The sequence below is a fragment of the Mesorhizobium sp. ESP7-2 genome (assembly GCF_020164715.1).
GTDB lineage: Bacteria > Pseudomonadota > Alphaproteobacteria > Rhizobiales > Rhizobiaceae > Mesorhizobium.
The window spans coordinates 159342-177101 of sequence record NZ_JAIUGQ010000009.1; the positions used below are offsets into that span (position 1 = coordinate 159342).

General features: G+C 63.0%; 18 protein-coding genes. 11 read left to right on the top strand and 7 right to left on the bottom strand.

All coding sequences use genetic code 11. The annotated features are described in order from the left end of the window. Positions 1 to 11 precede the first annotated feature (11 nt). The 3 genes from LB543_RS11840 (at position 12) to LB543_RS11850 (ending at position 2970) form a co-directional block, all read left to right on the top strand. A complete protein-coding gene (locus LB543_RS11840; RefSeq protein WP_224614216.1) occupies positions 12 to 605 on the top strand; it encodes a biotin transporter BioY in 594 nt (197 codons plus the stop codon). Further along, on the top strand, positions 602 to 1051 hold the full coding sequence (locus tag LB543_RS11845) for a DUF1284 domain-containing protein (protein WP_224614217.1): 450 nt from the start codon (positions 602 to 604) through the stop codon (positions 1049 to 1051). The genes LB543_RS11840 and LB543_RS11845 overlap by 4 nt, the downstream gene beginning before the upstream one ends. A gap of 143 nt (positions 1052 to 1194) precedes the next feature. Beyond that, positions 1195 to 2970 (top strand): tetratricopeptide repeat protein, encoded by a 1776-nt coding sequence (locus LB543_RS11850; protein WP_224614243.1) that lies wholly within the window; start codon positions 1195 to 1197, stop codon positions 2968 to 2970. A 97-nt stretch (positions 2971 to 3067) separates the two neighbouring features. On the opposite strand, the gene LB543_RS11855 is transcribed toward LB543_RS11850, so the two are convergent. Then, positions 3068 to 3529 (bottom strand): GNAT family N-acetyltransferase, encoded by a 462-nt coding sequence (locus LB543_RS11855; protein WP_224614218.1) that lies wholly within the window; start codon positions 3527 to 3529, stop codon positions 3068 to 3070. 227 nt (positions 3530 to 3756) lie between these two features. Between LB543_RS11855 and LB543_RS11860 the strand changes: the two genes are divergently transcribed. Beyond that, positions 3757 to 4677 carry a glycine--tRNA ligase subunit alpha gene (locus LB543_RS11860; protein ID WP_224614244.1) on the top strand — a complete coding sequence of 307 codons (921 nt, stop codon included), beginning with the start codon at positions 3757 to 3759 and terminating at the stop codon, positions 4675 to 4677. A 3-nt stretch (positions 4678 to 4680) separates the two neighbouring features. On the opposite strand, the gene LB543_RS11865 is transcribed toward LB543_RS11860, so the two are convergent. Beyond that, positions 4681 to 4857: a hypothetical protein gene (locus tag LB543_RS11865; RefSeq protein WP_181182955.1), complete on the bottom strand. Its 177-nt coding sequence runs from the start codon at positions 4855 to 4857 to the stop codon at positions 4681 to 4683. A 313-nt stretch (positions 4858 to 5170) separates the two neighbouring features. On the opposite strand from LB543_RS11865, the gene glyS reads away from it, so the two are divergent. Continuing rightward, positions 5171 to 7567, top strand: coding sequence for a glycine--tRNA ligase subunit beta (gene glyS, locus LB543_RS11870; RefSeq protein ID WP_224614219.1), 2397 nt, complete (start codon positions 5171 to 5173; stop codon positions 7565 to 7567). Positions 7568 to 7677: 110 nt separating this feature from the next. Further along, positions 7678 to 7968, top strand: coding sequence for an ATPase (locus tag LB543_RS11875; RefSeq protein WP_224614220.1), 291 nt, complete (start codon positions 7678 to 7680; stop codon positions 7966 to 7968). Between the two features lie 78 nt (positions 7969 to 8046). Here LB543_RS11875 and LB543_RS11880 read toward each other — a convergent pair whose 3' ends face one another. Next, complete coding sequence (locus LB543_RS11880) at positions 8047 to 8433, bottom strand: hypothetical protein (RefSeq protein ID WP_224614221.1); 387 nt, start codon at positions 8431 to 8433, stop codon at positions 8047 to 8049. 175 nt (positions 8434 to 8608) lie between these two features. Next, complete coding sequence (locus LB543_RS11885) at positions 8609 to 9073, bottom strand: hypothetical protein (RefSeq protein WP_224614245.1); 465 nt, start codon at positions 9071 to 9073, stop codon at positions 8609 to 8611. A 167-nt stretch (positions 9074 to 9240) separates the two neighbouring features. Here LB543_RS11885 and LB543_RS11890 point away from each other — a divergent pair, with 167 nt between their 5' ends. The 3 genes from LB543_RS11890 (at position 9241) to LB543_RS11900 (ending at position 12406) form a co-directional block, all read left to right on the top strand. Then, complete coding sequence (locus tag LB543_RS11890; protein ID WP_224614222.1) at positions 9241 to 10215, top strand: L-threonylcarbamoyladenylate synthase; 975 nt, start codon at positions 9241 to 9243, stop codon at positions 10213 to 10215. Between the two features lie 9 nt (positions 10216 to 10224). Next, complete coding sequence (locus tag LB543_RS11895; protein ID WP_224614223.1) at positions 10225 to 11655, top strand: FAD-binding oxidoreductase; 1431 nt, start codon at positions 10225 to 10227, stop codon at positions 11653 to 11655. Positions 11656 to 11839: 184 nt separating this feature from the next. Beyond that, complete coding sequence (locus LB543_RS11900; RefSeq protein ID WP_140760005.1) at positions 11840 to 12406, top strand: DUF6101 family protein; 567 nt, start codon at positions 11840 to 11842, stop codon at positions 12404 to 12406. An 80-nt stretch (positions 12407 to 12486) separates the two neighbouring features. Here LB543_RS11900 and ubiA read toward each other — a convergent pair whose 3' ends face one another. Together ubiA and LB543_RS11910 are read right to left on the bottom strand one after the other, a co-directional pair. After that, entirely contained in the window at positions 12487 to 13470 is a 984-nt protein-coding gene (gene ubiA, locus LB543_RS11905; protein WP_224614246.1) for a 4-hydroxybenzoate octaprenyltransferase, read from the bottom strand. A 68-nt stretch (positions 13471 to 13538) separates the two neighbouring features. Further along, positions 13539 to 14450, bottom strand: a complete 912-nt coding sequence (locus tag LB543_RS11910) for a LysR family transcriptional regulator (protein WP_224614224.1) — start codon at positions 14448 to 14450, stop codon at positions 13539 to 13541. 91 nt (positions 14451 to 14541) lie between these two features. Between LB543_RS11910 and LB543_RS11915 the strand changes: the two genes are divergently transcribed. Continuing rightward, complete coding sequence (locus tag LB543_RS11915; protein WP_140811688.1) at positions 14542 to 15363, top strand: phytanoyl-CoA dioxygenase family protein; 822 nt, start codon at positions 14542 to 14544, stop codon at positions 15361 to 15363. 35 nt (positions 15364 to 15398) lie between these two features. On the opposite strand, the gene LB543_RS11920 is transcribed toward LB543_RS11915, so the two are convergent. Continuing rightward, positions 15399 to 16148, bottom strand: a complete 750-nt coding sequence (locus LB543_RS11920; protein ID WP_224614225.1) for a hypothetical protein — start codon at positions 16146 to 16148, stop codon at positions 15399 to 15401. A 320-nt stretch (positions 16149 to 16468) separates the two neighbouring features. Between LB543_RS11920 and purD the strand changes: the two genes are divergently transcribed. After that, entirely contained in the window at positions 16469 to 17746 is a 1278-nt protein-coding gene (gene purD / locus LB543_RS11925) for a phosphoribosylamine--glycine ligase (protein WP_224614226.1), read from the top strand. Positions 17747 to 17760: the final 14 nt, after the last annotated feature.

The following is a 17760-nucleotide window of genomic DNA, read 5'->3' on the forward strand; positions in this document are numbered from 1 at the left end:
AAGGGAAGCCTATGACCAACCTTGCATTCTCGTCCGCCAGACCGTCTTTCAGCCCGCTGCGGCTGCAGCAGCGATCACTCGCCTGGCAGGCCGGTGCCGTCGTGCTCGGCACGCTGTTCCTGGCGCTGTCCTCCTACATCGAGGTGCCGATGGTGCCTGTTCCCGTGACCATGCAGACCTTCGCGGTAACGCTTATCGGCGCGCTCTATGGCTGGCGGCTTGGCGCGGTGACGATCGCCGCTTGGCTGGTCGAAGGTGCTGTCGGCTTCCCGGTCCTGGCTGGCGGCGCCGCCGGCATTCAGCATTTCGTCGGCCCGACGGGCGGCTATCTCTTTGCCTTTCCCATCACCGGTGCGCTTGTCGGCTGGCTGGCCGAACGTGGCTGGAACGGCAACAGCGTTTTGCTTACCTTCGTCGCCATGCTGCTCGGCAACCTCGCCTGTCTGGCTCTCGGCACGGCCTGGCTTGCCGTCATGATCGGCGCCGAGAAGGCCATCACCTTCGGCTTCCTGCCGTTCATCGTCGGCGGGTTGCTGAAGTCGGCGCTTGGCGCTGCGACGCTGATGGCGCTCCCGCGCGGCAAGATGAACTTGCCGAAGCCGTGACGATCAGGCTTCGCGCCCACCATCTCCTTTGCCTGCTCACCTATGTGGGCAAGGGATACAGCCCCGCCTTCACCGCCAATTATGACGGGATCGCGGAGCGCCTGAGCCGGGGCGAGGACATCCTCCTCGTTTCCGGCCCGGACGACATCTGTGCCCCGTTGCTTGGCGAGCCGGAACCGCACTGCCTGCGCGACAGCGCGGCCGGGCGCGACCGGCAGGCCGGCGATGACGTGGAAGCGCTGCTGGCTCGGCCGATCCGGGACGGCGTCCGCCTCGATCTCGATGCCGCGACCCTGATACGGCTACGGCAGGCGTTCTCGGCCGGCCACGTGCGCAAGGCGTGCCAAGGCTGCGAATGGAGCGGGCTGTGCAGCGCGGTGGCAAGCGGCGGCTATCGCGATACGCGGCTGCAACGGCCCGTCGAGACGCAAAACTGTCCCTTTTAGCCATGGTTTGTTAATCGGGTGACCCGATTGTGAATTTCGGGCGGATTGAAGCGCGACCCCAAAAAGGCCATGCTTTGCCTGGAAAGATCGAGTCTGGGTCGATCCCGCTGACGCGGAGATGGCGCCTGGCTGAAAGGGATATGATGCAGCAAGGACATGCGCGCTGGCTGACGAGGCTGGCAATTGTGACGGGCATGGCGATCTCGGCTTTGCCGGCCTATGCCAAGCAATCCACCGAACCGGTCAAGATATCGTCGTTCTCGGGCGCCTATCTGGCTGCCCGGATCGCCGAAGGCGACAACGATCTCGACAGCGCCATCGCGTACTACAAGCAGGCCTTGGCCTTCAATCCGAGCGACACCGCACTGCAGCAGAGCCTGATGCTGTCGCTGATCGCCCAAGGGCGGTTCGACGAATCCCTGGTCTATGCCGACAAGCTCAAGGAAGTGCCCGATGTCGAGCGCTTCTCGCGCCTGGCGCTGGCGGTCGATTCCTTCCACAAGAAGGATTTCACCAAGGCACAGTACTGGCTCAAGCTGTCGCTGGAATCCGATCTCGACCGGCTGATCTCCGGCGTCATGTCCGGCTGGGCCGAACAAGGTGCCGGCCAGGCCAGCGAAGCGATGGCTTCGATCGACAAGCTTCAGGGACCTGACTGGTTCGGCCTGTTCAAGTCCTTCCACCGCGCCCTGATTGCCGATGCATCCGGCATGCCCGAAAAGGCCGAGGCGATCTACGCTGCGACGATGCAGGACACCGCCGCCGGCGGTGCGGCGCCTGAAACCTGGATGCGCAACGCGCAGGCCTATGCCTCGTTCCTGGCCCGCAAGGGCGACAAGGCCAAGGCGCTCTCGGTGCTCGACCAGGCCGAGGCGTTTTCGCCGGGCAAGCTGGAAATCGTCGCCTTGCGTGACAAGATCAGCAAGGGCGACAAGATCGCGCCCTTCGTTTCCGGTCCGTCCGACGGTGCTTCCGAAATCCTGCTCGATCTTGCCACCGCGCTCAACCGCGGCGGCGGCGAGCCGTTCGTGCGTCTCTATTTGCAATATGCCTTGGCTTTGAAGCCCGACAGCGACGCGGCGCTCGTGCAACTTGCCGCCGTCGCCGAACAGCTGAAGGACGGCGAGGGCGCCATCGCGCTTTATCGGCGCATCCCCGACTCTTCGCCGCTGAAGGAGATTTCGGACCTGCAGCTTGGCCTCAACCTTGCCGATCTCGACCGCCATGACGAGGCGATCACGCATCTGAAGGCCTTCGTCGAAGCCCATCCCAACGACATGCGCGCCTATCTGGCGCTTGGGGGCGTCTACTCCTCGAAGGAGGATTTCCGCTCCGCCGCCAATCTCTACGACAAGGCCGTCGAGGTGCTGAAGACGCCGACCGCCGCCAACTGGAACATCTTCTATCAGCGCGGCATCGCCTATGAGCGGCTGAAGGAATGGCCGAAGGCCGAGCCGAATTTCCGCAAGGCGCTGGAATTGCAGCCGGACCAGCCGCAGGTGCTGAACTATCTCGGCTATTCCTGGGTCGACATGAACACCAACCTGAAGGAAGGCCTGGAGATGATCCAGAAGGCCGTCGATCTCAGGCCGAGCGACGGCTACATCGTCGATTCCCTGGGCTGGGCCTATTTCCGCCTCGGCCGGTTCGATGACGCCGTGCGCGAAATGGAACGCGCGGTCGCGCTGAAGCCGGAAGATCCGGTTCTGAACGACCATCTCGGCGACGCCTATTGGCGCGTCGGCCGCAAGCTGGAAGCCACCTTCCAGTGGAACCAGGCCCGCGATCTGAAGCCCGATCCCGACGTGCTGGCCAACCTGCAGCAGAAGCTGATGAAGGGCCTGCCGCCGATCGAATCCAACACGGCGCAGGAGACCCCGAAGGTCAAGCCGGAGCCGGTCCCGGCCCCGAAGGGCTGAAACCGCCTTTTTTGGAATGCGAACGGGGCTCTCAGAGCCCCGTTTTGGTTTTGAGATCCGTGCCGCTCAAACGCATGCCGACGCGCTGGAAACGTCCTCAGAACATCTTACGATAGACGACGAAGCCCGAGCGTTCGCCGACCTTGTCATAGAGATTCATCGCCGTGTGATTGGTTTCATGCGTCAGCCAGTACACCCGGCCGGAACCCGCCGCCTGGGCGCGCTCGTAGACGCCTTCGATCAACGCCCGGCCGATGCCTTTGCCGCGCGAGGCCTCGTTGGTGAAAAGATCCTGCAGATAGCAGTTCGGCGCGATCGCCGTGGTGCTGCGGTGGAACAGGTAGTGGACGAGGCCAAGAAGCCGGCTCCCGCTCTCGGCGGCCAGCGCATGGACCGGCTCATAGGCGTCGAAGAAGCGTGACCATGTCATCGCGGTGATCTCGTTTGCCAGCGCTGTCTCGCCCGAGCGGCCATAGAACGCATTGTAGCCGTCCCACAGCGGCAACCATTGGTCGAAATCCTGACGCGTGACCGGGCGGATGGTGATCGGGCTGGACATGGCTGAACCTGTTGTGCTTGAGGCGGATGCTTGGTCGAATTGGATCGCGGGCAGTGGCGACGGGCAATGGGCCAGTCGCTGGCAAAGTTTTCAACATCGTCCGGAATGCTCACGGCGGCCTGCATCGGACGCGCCTTGCTTGACGCTTTGCCGCCGTGTCTCTAGGACGTGGCCGCAAGCTAGCCTGTGTCGCCGAGGCCATCGTGACGATTGAAATCCCAGCCCATATGCATCCCAGCCGCTCGTTCCAGGGGCTGATCCTGACCTTGCACAATTACTGGGCGGCCTATGGCTGCGTCATCCTCCAACCCTATGACATGGAGGTCGGCGCCGGCACGTTTCATCCGGCAACGACGCTGCGCGCACTCGGGCCCAGGCGTTGGACCGCCGCCTACGTCCAGCCTTCGCGCCGTCCCAAGGACGGCCGTTACGGCGAGAACCCAAACCGGCTGCAGCACTACTACCAGTACCAGGTGATCCTGAAGCCCAATCCGCCGAACCTGCAGGAACTTTACCTCGGATCGCTGGCGGCGATCGGCGTCGATCCCCTGCTGCACGACATCCGCTTCGTCGAGGACGACTGGGAAAGCCCGACGCTGGGCGCCTGGGGTCTTGGCTGGGAATGCTGGTGCGACGGCATGGAAGTGTCGCAGTTCACCTACTTCCAGCAGGTCTGCGGCATCGAATGCGCGCCGGTGGCCGGCGAACTCACCTACGGCCTGGAGCGCCTGGCCATGTATGTGCAGGGCGTCGACAATGTCTACGACCTCAATTTCAACGGCCGCGAAGGCGCCGACAAGGTGACCTATGGCGACGTCTTCCTGCAGGCCGAGCAGGAATATTCGCGCCACAATTTCGAATACGCCAACACCGCGATGCTGCTTCGGCATTTCGAGGATGCCGAGGCCGAGTGCAAGGCGCTGCTCGAGGCCGGCGCGCCGGCCTCGAACGACAATTTGCCGATGCACAAGATGGTCTTCCCGGCCTACGACCAGTGCATCAAGGCGAGCCATGTCTTCAACCTGCTCGACGCGCGTGGTGTGATCTCGGTCACCGAGCGGCAAAGCTACATCCTGCGCGTGCGCAATCTGGCGAAAGCCTGCGGCGAGGCGTTCTTGAAGACGCAGGCCGGTGGAATGGCGGCCTGAGCCTCAAGCGCCGTTGATCATTTCGAGGGAAGCGTTGATCTGCGGCAGGATCTGGCCGCTCGGACCAGACATCGTCCGCAGCGCCTGCCGCACGCCCGGCATCGAAAAGGCGCCGTGGGCCTGCGCGGTGAAGCAGGCACTGAGCGCGAGGATCTGAAGAAGTCTGGATGCGGTTTTCATGATCGTTCAGCCAATAGTTCCCTGCCTGAGCGTGGGTCGCTTCAGCGCTGCATCAGGTTCATGGAAATCTTTGATCCAAGGACGGGCGGGGTCGGCTCGTCCCGACAGGGTGGCCAAAATTTCTGGAAAGGGTGACAGCGGCCAGCCGAGTTGCTATGCCCCGCGCGGACCATTTTGCCGCGTGAGCCCCAAGCATGCCTGACCTGCTTCTAGAACTTCGCTCCGAAGAGATTCCTGCCCAGCCGCGCGACCGCAGCGCCGGAGGCGCGAGGACGCGCAAACAGGAAAATGGCATGCGGGCGGAGATACGCTGATGCCGGATTTGTTGCTCGAACTTCGCTCCGAGGAAATCCCTGCCCGCATGCAGCGCAAGGCGGCGGGCGAGCTGAGGAAGATGCTGACCGACGGTCTGGTCGAGGCGGGTCTGACCTACGAGGCGGCGCGCGAGTACTGGACGCCGCGGCGCCTTACCCTCGATATCCGTGGCCTCAACGCACGCTCGAAGGATATTCACGAGGATATCAAGGGGCCGTCGACATCGGCGCCTGAACAGGCCGTCCAAGGCTTCCTGCGCAAGGCCGGGTTGTCTTCGATCGCCGAAGCCCATGTCCATTCCGACCCGAAGAAGGGCGACTTCTACGTTGCCCATATTTCGAACCCGGGCAGGGCGGCCGAAGAGATCATTGCCGGACTGGTGCCCGATATCATCCGCAATTTCCCCTGGCCGAAGTCGATGCGCTGGGGGCCGGCCTCGGCCAAGCCGGGCTCGCTGCGCTGGGTGCGCCCGCTGCAATCGATCCTGTGCACTTTCGGCCCCGAGACCGAGGAGCCGGTCGTGGTCGATTTCGAGATCGACGGCATCCGTTCGGGCAACATCACCTACGGCCACCGTTTCCTCGCGCCTGGCGAAATCACCGTGCGCCGCTTCGACGATTACGTGTCGAAGCTGGAAGCGGCCAAGGTCGTGCTCGATGCCGACCGCCGCAAGGAGATCATCCTTGCCGACGCCCGCAACCTCGCCTTCGCCAACGGGCTCGACCTTGTCGAGGACGAGGGCTTGCTTGAAGAAGTGTCCGGGCTGGTCGAGTGGCCCGTCGTGCTGATGGGCGAATTCGAGCAGGCTTTCCTGGCCATACCGGCGGAAGTGATCCGCCTGACCATCCGCGCCAACCAGAAATGCTTTGTGACGCGGCCGCAGGGAGAAAGCGACGCGCTCTCCAACCGTTTCATCCTGACCGCCAACATCGAGGCGAAGGACGGCGGCAAGGAAATCGCCCACGGCAATGGCAAGGTGGTGCGCGCCCGACTGTCCGACGCGCTCTATTTCTGGACGACCGACCAAGGGGATCTGCCCGATCTCGAGCAGCTCCGGGCATCTGCGGAAAAATTTGGGCTCGATCTGAAGAAGCCGCTCGACCAGCGCATGGCCCGCCTCGACCATCTCAATGTCACGTTCCATGCCAAGCTCGGCACGCAGGGTGAGCGGGTGGAGCGGATTGCGCGGTTGGCGGAAGAACTGGCACCGATCGTCGGCGCCGATCCCGCGCTGGCGCGTCGCGCCGCTGTCCTGGCGAAGGCCGATCTCACCACTGAAGTGGTCGGCGAGTTTCCCGAATTGCAAGGCGGCATGGGCCGCAAATATGCGTTGCTGCAGGGCGACCATCAATCCGTGGCCGCGGCCATCGAAGAGCACTACAAGCCGCAAGGGCCTTCCGATTATGTGCCGAGCGATCCGGTATCTGTTGCCGTCGCGCTCGCCGATAAGCTCGATACGCTGGTCGGTTTCTGGGCGATTGACGAAAAGCCGACGGGGTCGAAAGATCCTTATGCGTTGAGAAGGGCGGCGCTCGGGGTGATCAGGATTCTGGTCGAGAACTCCGTGAACGTTGAGCTTACCGACGTCTTCTATAAACAGCGCGACTTCGAAATATCAAAGGAGGCTGATGCGATACGTGGGCGGATTGTCGCCGATGTGTTGTCTTCCCGCGAAGCTGCTGCGGAACATTTGGCCGAGACCGAAATCTTGGCGCATTTGGGGAAAGACGAATACCTGCATCTCTACACGCTCTTAGAGGCTGCAGAGAAGGCCAACCGGATTTCCCCTCTCCAGCAAGCGGATGCTCTCAAGATCGCCGACGCATACGTCAGCAGATACACGGCCGTTGAATACCAAGCCAACATGTCTTTGTTTGACGAGCTACGGTCGTTTTTCCACGACCGTCTCAAGGTTTACCTCCGCGACAAGGGGGCTCGGCACGACCTCATCGACGCCGTTATCACGCCGCAGTCGGACGATCTCCTGCAAATCGTCCGCCGCGTCGAAGCCCTTGGCTCTTTCCTCGACACTGAGGACGGCAAGAATTTGCTCGCCGGCACCAAGCGTGCTGCCAACATCCTGGCCGCCGAGGAGAAGAAGAAAACGGCGGTCGCCGAAACCGTCGAACCGGCGTTGTTTCGGCAAGATGCCGAGAAGTCGCTGTTTGCGGCGGTGAATCAGGCCGAGAAGCAAGCCGGCGAAGCGATTCAAAACCAAGACTTTTCCGCTGCCATGCTGGCGCTTAGCGCTTTGCGTGAACCTGTTGATTCATTCTTTGAGCATGTTCTCGTGAATGATGAGGACTTGTCCGTGCGCGCCAACCGCCTTGCGCTGCTCACGCGCATTCGCACGGCTACCGGTCAGGTCGCGGATTTCTCGAAAATCGCTGGTTGAGAGGCGAGGAAAAATATCTTCCAGCCGGCCGTTCGAGCCGGCTTACAGTCATATGACGATGACCTCTCCGTGGCAAAAGGAACATGTTCCCCAACCCAACGGAGGCTTCCATGAATTCCGATCACGAAATCGAAGTGACAGAAGAAACCTCGGCCCCCGCCGAGGCGCTTGAATCCGCTTCCGAAACCGCCCTCGATCATGCCGCTGCCACGGCCGAAGCCGCCGATTTGTCTGACGAGGACGAGGATGGCGATGACGAAGAAGGCGACGACGAAGACGGCGAAGAGTCTGATGAAGATGACGACGATGACGCCGTGAAAGCCGAAGGCGACGACGCCGAGGACGATGAAGAATCCGAAGACGGCGAGTCCGACGAAGACGACAAGGAAGAAGCGGCCTGATTTCAGGTGACAGGTTTTATCGAGGAAAGGGCGGCGCTTTGGCGCCGCCCTTTTTGTTGTCTTTTCAAACTGATTTGATCAGTTCTCCAGAATGCTGACGCGCACGCTGTTTTCGTAGACGTCGACCTGGATCAGCGGCTCGCCATTGACGATGGCGCGCTTGGTCGAGGAACTCATCGCGCCGGGGCGTTCCAGCATGCGCTGCAGGTCGGCACGCTGGTCGTTGGTCCTGAACCAGGCATCACGTTCGTCGTCGCTGTCGCGGCGGTGGAATTTGTGCCAGTTGGCGCGGTCCTGCCGCACCATTTGCGCGGCGCCATCCAGCGCATAGCCGTCGCTTGCCTGGTGATCGCGATCGGAAATGCGCGCGACATAGGACCCCAGCATGTCATCCGCATGGGCCGCGCCGCCAAGCAATGACGCCAGCAGAAACCCAGCCACGGTAACGGTTTTCGATTTTTTCATGAGCAACCCCCTTGCCTTGAACGATGCAATCCCGTCTGCCGGAGCCGCTTGGCGAAACTCAGGCCCCAGGGCCGCCAGCCAGATCGTCGAGACGAAATTCGCCTCATAATGGTTGCGCAGCGCGCCAGACTGCCGTCAAGCCATCGAGCATTTTGATCGGCCAGTTGGCAGCTCGCTATTTGACCTTGCCGGCTCCTGAAGCAGGCTGTTGGGCTGCCGGCGGTGTTACGGCTGCCGCCGGTGCCGCTGCTTTTCCGTGCGCCGCCGGCGCGGGGGCTGCCGAGGCGGTCGCCGTGGCGGGGGAGGTTGCCGTAGCGGGGGCGGTTGCGGCGGCCGGCGCCTTGGCTTGCACTGGTGTCGAGAAGGCGCCGCCGACGATCCCGCCGCGAATGATCATCGGGCTCTGCGGGAAGGCGTGCCTCGCCTCGGCCTTGTCCGGGATTGCCGCCACCTTTTCATAAGTGACGTCGGGCTCGCCGATCGCAACCACGGACACCACGTCGCTCGCCTTGCCGTCGGCAGCCTTCAGCGCAAGGATGGAGGGCGTCGAGGCCGGCGCACCGGGAAAGACCAGCGACGAGGCCTGAGCCCCGCCAGCCATGGCAGCCAGACTGATAGCAAGCGTTCCCCAGATGCGCATAGACACTGACATAGCTCCCCATTGCCCAGAAGCCCGCACGATAGTGCCCGGCGATTGATACCGGCTTTCATGGAAACATAGCATTTTAGGAATTGATGAATTGCCAATGCCCGCTTGCCCCCGCGACGCTGTCGTACTACGCAGCCGGCTTCCGCGAGGTGACGAGAGTGGCTGAAATACTTGCCGTCGGCGAAGCGATGGAACCGGCGTTGGCGCTGCTTGAGGGCGGCGAGGTCGTCGCTATCCCGACCGAAACCGTCTACGGGCTTGCCGGCGACGCCACCAACGGCATTGGCGTGGCGCGCATTTTCGAAGCCAAGGGTCGGCCGCGTTTCAATCCGCTGATCGCCCACGTCGCCGACATGGCGATGGCCGAGCGAATCGCTCTGTTCGATCCGCTGTCGACGAAGCTCGCGCTTGCCTTCTGGCCGGGTCCGCTGACGCTGGTGCTGCCGCAGCGCCCCGGCAACGGCGTTCATCCGCTGGTCACCGCCGGGCTCGACACGATCGCCTTGCGCATGCCGAGAGGTTTTGGCGGCGAGCTGATCGCAAGGCTCGGCCGACCGCTCGCGGCACCCAGCGCCAATTCATCCGGTAAGATCAGCGCGACGACGGCGCAAGCGGTGGCGGCGGATTTAGGCGCGCGTATCAAGCTGGTGGTCGATGGCGGCGCCACACCGGTCGGGCTGGAATCGACCATCGTCAAGTCCGAGGGCGAAAGATTGCGCCTGCTTCGGCCCGGTGGCATTGCCACAGGCGAAATCGAGGCGGCCATCGGCATGGACCTGCTGCGCGGCGGCATTGCCGGCGTCGAGGCGCCGGGCATGCTTGCCTCGCACTACGCGCCGGGTGCCGCGGTGCGGCTCAACGCGCGGGCAATCGGCGAGGGCGAAGCGCTGCTCGCCTTTGGCATCCGGAGAGCGGAAGGCTGGCGCGGCGCAACCGCTTTCCTCAACCTCTCGGTTTCAGGCGATCTGCGTGAAGCGGCAAGCAATCTCTTCGCCTACATGCAGGAACTCGACCGCAGCGGCGCGCGCACCATCGCGGTCGAGCCGATCCCCTTTGACGGGCTGGGCGAGGCTATCAACGACCGGCTCTCCCGTGCCGCCGCTCCTCGTGACAATGCACAGCCCTCGACGTAGTTTTCCCACATGACCGAAACGGCAAAGACACTCGATCCCGCTCTCCTCGATCGTTTCGCGGCGATCGTCGGCGATAAATATGCGCTGCGCGATCAGCAGGACATCGCACCTTATCTGATCGAGCGACGCGGCCTCTGGCATGGCGCGACGTCGCTGGTGCTGCGGCCGGGCTGCGTCGACGAGGTCAGCCGGATCATGCGGCTGGCGACGGAGACCGGAACGCCAGTCGTGCCTCAAAGCGGCAACACCGGGCTGGTCGGGGCCCAAGTGCCGGACAAGTCCGGCCATGAAATCGTCCTGTCGCTGTCGCGGCTGAACCGCATCCGCGAGATCGATGTTCTCTCCAACACGGTCACGGTCGAGGCCGGTGTGATCCTGCAGACCTTGCAGGAAGCGGCCGATGCCGCCGACCGGCTGTTCCCGCTGTCGCTCGCCGCGCAAGGCTCCTGCCAGATCGGCGGCAACCTGTCGTCCAATGCCGGCGGCACCGGCGTGCTGGCCTATGGCAATGCGCGCGAGCTCTGCCTCGGCGTCGAGGTGGTGCTGCCTACCGGTGAGGTGTTCGACGATTTGCGCAAGCTGAAGAAGGACAACACCGGTTACGACCTGAAGAACCTGTTCGTCGGCGCAGAAGGCACGCTCGGCGTCATCACCGCCGCCGTACTCAAACTCTTTCCGAAGCCCAAGGGGCGCGACGTCGCCTTCGTCGGCCTGTCGTCGCCCGAGGCCGCTCTTTCCCTTTTCAGCCTGGCCATGGACCGCGCCGGGGCAGCGCTCACCGCCTTCGAACTCATCGGCAAGCGGCCATACGATTTCACGCTGGCGCATACCCCTGGCGTGACGCGGCCGCTGATGGAGGATTGGCCCTGGTATGTGCTGATGCAGATATCGTCCGGCCGCTCATCGGAGGATTCGCGGGCGCTGATCGAGGATGTGCTCTCAGCAGGCCTCGAGCAGGAATTCGTCGGCGACGCCGTCATCGCCGCCAGCCTCGGGCAGGGCGACGCCTTCTGGAATTTCCGCGAGCTGTTGCCCGAGGCACAGAAGCCGGAAGGCGCTTCGATCAAACACGACATTTCAGTGCCGATCGCATCGATACCGCGCTTCATCGCGGAGGCCGCCGGCGCGGTGGCGTCAGTGAGCGCCGGCGCCCGCGTGGTCTGTTTCGGGCATATGGGCGACGGCAACCTCCACTATAACATCTCGCGGCCCCTCGACGGCGACGACGAGGCGTTTCTGGCGCTCTACCATGCCATGAACAAGGCCGTGCATGACGTGGTGCGCAGCCTGCACGGTTCGATCTCGGCCGAGCACGGCATCGGTCAGTTGAAGCGCGACGAACTGATCGCCACCGCCCCGCCGATGGCCATCGATCTGATGCGCCGGGTAAAGGCTGCCTTCGATCCGGCCGGCATCATGAATCCTGGTAAGGTTATCTGATCCTTTCAACATCTTGTGGTTGGTGGCATTCCGATAACCATCCCTGAGATCAGCAAAATTTAACCGACTTTCTTAAGCGCGGCGGTAAGGAGCCAGCGCTACTGTTTCCCCATAACGAGGCCGGGAAAACTGGCCCGGAGAGAACCGGACACCGGCTCTCAGGAGACAGACAGGAAGGCACTCTATGAACACTGGACTGAAGCCAGTCTGGGCGGGACGCAACATGCGCCTCGACCCATTCCGCCTGCCGCAGGTGGTGAGCTACGCGACGCGTGACGATTACGGCGACGTGACCTTCACCATCGACCAGCGTGGCGCCGTGATCCGCCGCCTGCTCGAGATGAGCGGCCTGCCGGCGATCATCGTGCTGCCCGCCAATGCATTTCGCGGCGTCGCCGCCCGTGCGATGGAGGATCCGGAAGGCAATGTCACGGTGACCCTGGAACTCCTGCACAACGATCCGATGCTGTCGGTGCCGCTGCTGGTAGCCGACGATCTCGAAGACGTTGCCGCCGACTGGCGCGCCTGGGCCGATGCCTACCGCCTGCCGATGCTGCTGATCGAATCCGACGGCGTCGCCCGCACGCTGGAAGAATCGCTCGGCGCCGCCATCAAGACACTGCCGCCGCAGGACCGTCGCAAGGGCCGCGTTTCGACCACGCGCCGCCCGCGCTTCCTTGCCCGCCGCAGGGCCGGTGACCTCGGCCTCAGGCTGGTCATCGACGGCCAGGAGATCATTGCGCGCGAGTAGGCCGGGTTCTGCTTCCACGGGTAGCGAAGCCGCTGATGACAGCCACCTTCTCCCCGATTACGGGGAGAAGGAAAAGCCTTCTAAACCAGCGGCTTCAGCGCCACCCACAGCGCGCCGCCGATCAGGCCGAGGAAGATCAGCCAGCCGACCTGGTTGTTCGACCGGAACAGCCGCAGGCACTGGTCCGGATCGTCGATATCCAGCACCGCGATCTGCCGGGCCATATGGGCACCGGCGGCGATCAGTCCCGCCAGCGCCACGACCGGGGCCTGCGCCGAGGCGAAGGCGATGGCGAAGCAGATCAGCGTGCCGCCATAAAGCCCGGCGAGCCACGACTTGGTGTTGTCGCCGAACAGCCGTGCCGTCGAGCGCACGCCGACAATGGCATCGTCTTCCTTGTCCTGGTGCGCATAGATCGTATCATAGCCGATCACCCACAGGATCGAACCGATATAGAGCATGATGGCGGGGCCATCGAGATCACCGAACTCGACCGCCCATCCCATCAGCGCGCCCCAGGAAAAGGCAAAGCCGAGAAACAGTTGCGGCCAGTTGGTTATCCGCTTCATGAATGGATAGACGGCCACGATCGCCAGCGAGCAGACGCCGAGCAGAATGGCGAAGCTGTTGAACTGCAACAGCACCGCCAGGCCGACCAGAGCCTGCAGCAGAAGAAACAGCCAGGCCCGCCTGCGCGTGGTCTGGCCTGATGGCAGCGGGCGCGAGCGGGTCCGCTCGACCTGGTTGTCGATGTCTTCGTCGACAATGTCATTATAAGTGCAGCCGGCGCCGCGCATGGCGATGGCACCAATCAGGAACAGCACGAGATAGAGTGGCGCCGGCAGCAGCGAAAGCAGCGGGTCGCCAGGCCGGGGATAGGCGCTCGCCGCCAGTGCGGCCGACCACCAGCATGGCCACAAAAGCAACTGCCAGCCGATCGGCCTGTCCCATCGCGCAAGCTGCGCATAGGGCCAGATCGCGCGCGGCAGCACGCGGTAGACCCAATGGCCGTTGGGCGCATCGGCGACGCGGCCCTGGGACGCTTTCGACTGGACAGGTTCCATTGACATGGAGTGGCAGCAGCGATGGAAACCGTCAAGCGGCAAGCAGGGCAGCGGCGTCCGTCAACCCGTCAGGAGGTGAAGATGTCGCGTGTGGAAAACCAGACTTTCGCCACCTCGATGAAAGCCAGCGCCGCATTCGACACGCGCTGATGCGTATCGTGGGTGAGGATGATGCGCTGCATGGGCAGCGGATCCGACAGCGATTTGCAGACGAGGCGTAGGCCGTCATAGCTGTGGTCGCCATGCGGTCGGGTATAGCTGACCGCGACGCCGAAGCCGTTGGCCACCATGCTGCGTTGGAGTTCGAAGGAGCTTGTACGCATGTCGGCGACGGGCGACAGGCCACGGCTGCGAAACAGGTCGAGCATATGCTGCCAGCTATGCGGCTGGTCGGTCGTGATCAGCGGGTAGGCGGCCAGATCCGCCAGGCTGACCTCGGGGCGGTCCGCCAGTGCATGGCCCGCCGGCAACAGCGCATGCGGCCGCAGCTCATGCAGCAGGATGCGGGCGAAATGCGACGGCAGGCCGAGATCGTAGCTGAGGCCGAGATCGACGGCGGCGTCCGCCAGGCGTCGCCCGAGCGTCTCGAACGTCTCGTCGCGGACGATGACGGCGACCGCTGGATGGCGTTCGGAAAAGGCGCGGATGAGGCCCGGCGCGAAATAGGGCGCCAGATCCTCGAAGCAGCCGAGCACCAGCTCGCCGCCGATCGCCGAGTTGACCTTCGCCAGGCCCAGGAGTTCGTCGGTCTCGGCAAGAACCTGTCTGGCCTTTGCCACGGCGACACGGCCGAAGGAGGTCAGCGAAACACCGCTTCCCCGCTGGCGCACGAACAGTTTCTGGTCGAAATCCTTTTCAATGGCGTCGATCGCCACCGAAATCGACGGCTGCGAAATGTTGAGCGCCCGGGCCGCGCCCGTGACACTGCCATGACGGGCGACGGCGATGAGATAGCGCAATTGCGTGAGCGTCAGACTCATAGTCAAAACCTATGTGTCAGATGGGAAGTTATTATTTTACTGAATAAGCGGCCATTGCGATAGTCGCCTCGATCCTGAAAGGAGGGACAACATGGTTTCCCAAACCGCTGACCGCGCGATCGACGCCGAAATCATCGATGCGCAGACAATCGCCGACTACCAGCGTGACGGCGCGATCTGCATCCGTGGCGCCTTCAAGGGCTGGGTCGAGACGATCGCCGCCGGCATCGAGCGCAACATGCAGAACCGCAGCGCCACGGCGTCCGACATCGCCAATGGCCGCGGCAGTTTCTTCGACGATTACTGCAACTGGGAGCGCATCCCCGAATTCGTCAAGCTGGTGCGCGAATCGCCTGCGGCGCGGCTGGCTGCCGCGGTGATGCGGTCGCGCACCGCGCAGTTCTTCCACGACCATGTTCTGGTCAAGGAACCCGGTACGCAGAAGCCGACGCCGTGGCACCAGGACATTCCCTATTATTTTGTCGATGGCCAGCAGACGGTGAGCTTCTGGATCCCCATCGATCCGGTGAAGGAGGCGACGCTGCGCCTGATCGCCGGCTCGCACAAATGGGACAAGATGATCCTGCCGGTACGCTGGCTGGACGACGGCAATTTCTACGCCGCCGAAGGCGATTATCGTCCGGTGCCCGATCCCGACAACGATCCATCGATGAAAGTTATCGAATGGGAGATGGAGCCGGGCGACGCCATCCTGTTCGACTTCAGGACGGCGCACGGCGCGCGCGGCAATATGACCGCGGCACGGCGCCGGGCGCTGTCGCTGCGCTGGGTCGGCGACGATGCCCACTATGTCGAGCGGCCGGGCCGCACCTCGCCACCCTATCATGGCCATGGCATGCAGCCGGGGCAGAAGCTGCGCGAGGACTGGTTTCCGGTGGTCCACCAGGGCTGAGTTGGGCGTGAAGGCCCGCAAGCATGGGGGGCAATTTATTTGCCGAACGCAAATGCCATCCGGCGTGCAGGCGGTGCAGGCGGTCGCGCTCTGAGATAGGAACGTGACAACACGATGGATGTCATGACGATTTGATACGCACCAATGATTGCCCCTGCGACGGTCAGCATTAGCGACGCGGGACCTGAGTCTTTCTGATCAATACCCAGCAGAGAGGACAGCAACATCAATATCGCTATGAACAACACCGTCACCAAACCGAACGAGATGAGCAGACGCGAGAATGCATATCCGAACACCTTGGAGCCGCGTTGGCCGGCAACGGCAAGCGTTTGATCATCATCGGCAATGACCGCAGGCAACATCGTACCCCATTTTGCGAACGCAGCAATGCCGGAGAAGACCCAGACAAGAAGAGCTGCCAACATGGCGAAGGACGGACGGACGCCGCCGATCACCATGGTTATCGCGATCACCAGGGGAGCTATCGCGCCGAGCAGGCCGAGTAACAAGCAACGTCTTACGAAACTGGAGAATGCCTTGGGTCTTTCCTTCAGCCAACCGGACACCTGGTCGGGGTCAAGCTGCGTCAAAACGGCAATGTGAGCAGGAATAGCCAAGAAGGTCGACATCATTACACCGATGAAGATTGAAGCTCCGGAGTTGATGTGTATGAACCTCTCGAGCAACGCCAGCCCGCCGGCCAGGCAGATGTATCCGACAACCCATTTCCAGTTGCGGGTATAAACGTCGAACGAAGCCACCCAGATATTGTCTTCGAGCATCACCCGTCTCCTATCAAACCCCGGATGTGCAAGGAGTATCGGAACCACGTTGCGGCTTTCCTAATTGCAGAGGGAAAATTTTCTCTTTGCAAAATCTATTGGCCGGACCCGCACAGGATGTCCGTACGGGCCAAAATTCTTCTCGAAGACCAATGCAGCACATCGAAAACACTGCATGCCAGATCGTCTTGCTTCCATTTCGGCAGGGATAACGTTCCCGTGCGCAATTCCGATCAATCCACCCTGATGTCTTGACCCGTCGTCCAGAGAGCAATAGCGGGTTGTTCTCTCTATGGGATAGTCGGCATCATGAGGTGGCCATGAACGTTCTTCTTCTCGGCTCCGGCGGCCGCGAACATGCGCTGGCCTGGAAGATCGCCGCTTCCCCGCTGCTGACCAAGCTCTATGCGGCTCCAGGCAATCCGGGCATCGGCAGCGAGGCCGAACTGGTGAAGCTCGATATCGCCGATCACGGCGCCGTAGCCGCCTTCTGCCGCGAGAAAAAAATCGATCTCGTCGTGGTCGGCCCGGAAGGGCCGCTGGTCGCCGGCATTGCCGATGATCTGCGCGCCGAAAACATCCGCGTCTTCGGGCCTTCGAAGGCCGCCGCGCGGCTGGAAGGCTCGAAGGGTTTCACCAAGGATCTCTGCGCCCGATATGACATCCCGACCGCCGCCTATGGCCGGTTCGGCGACCTGGCCTCCGCCAGGGCCTATGTCGAAAACACAGGTGCGCCGATCGTCATCAAGGCCGACGGGCTCGCAGCCGGCAAGGGCGTCACCGTCGCCATGACGATGGCTGAAGCACAGGCGGCACTCGCTTCCTGTTTCGATGGATCATTCGGTGCCGCCGGCGCGGAGGTGGTGATCGAGGAATTCATGACCGGCGAGGAGGCGAGCTTCTTCTGCCTCTGTGACGGCACGACGGCGCTTCCCTTTGGCACCGCGCAGGACCACAAGCGCGTCGGTGACGGCGATGTCGGTCCCAACACCGGCGGCATGGGCGCCTATTCGCCGGCACCGGTGATGACGCCCGACATGATCGAACGCACCATGCGCGAGATCATCGAGCCGACCATGCGCGGCATGGCGGAGCTCGGCGCGCCTTTCGCCGGCATTCTGTTCGCCGGGCTGATGATCACGGAAAACGGGCCGAAGCTGATCGAATACAACACCCGTTTCGGCGATCCTGAATGCCAGGTGCTGATGATGCGGCTGAAGGACGATCTTCTGGTGCTGCTCAATGCCGCCGTCGACGGCCAGCTTGCGCATACCTCCGTGCGCTGGCGCGACGAGGCGGCGCTGACCGTTGTGATGGCGGCGAGGGGCTATCCCGGCACACCGGAGAAAGGCTCCGTCATCCGTGGCGTCGAGGACGCCGCAGGCGAAGGTGTCCAGATTTTCCATGCCGGTACCGCTATCAATGGCGGCGCGCTGGTCGCCAATGGCGGCCGTGTGCTCAACGTCACGGCGACCGGCGCCACAGTCGGCGAGGCGCAGGCGCGGGCCTATGCCGCGCTCGACCGCATCGACTGGCCAGACGGGTTCTGCCGCCGCGACATAGGCTGGCAGGCTGTGGCGCGCGAGCAGGCAGGCTGAAGCTCCGACCGGGT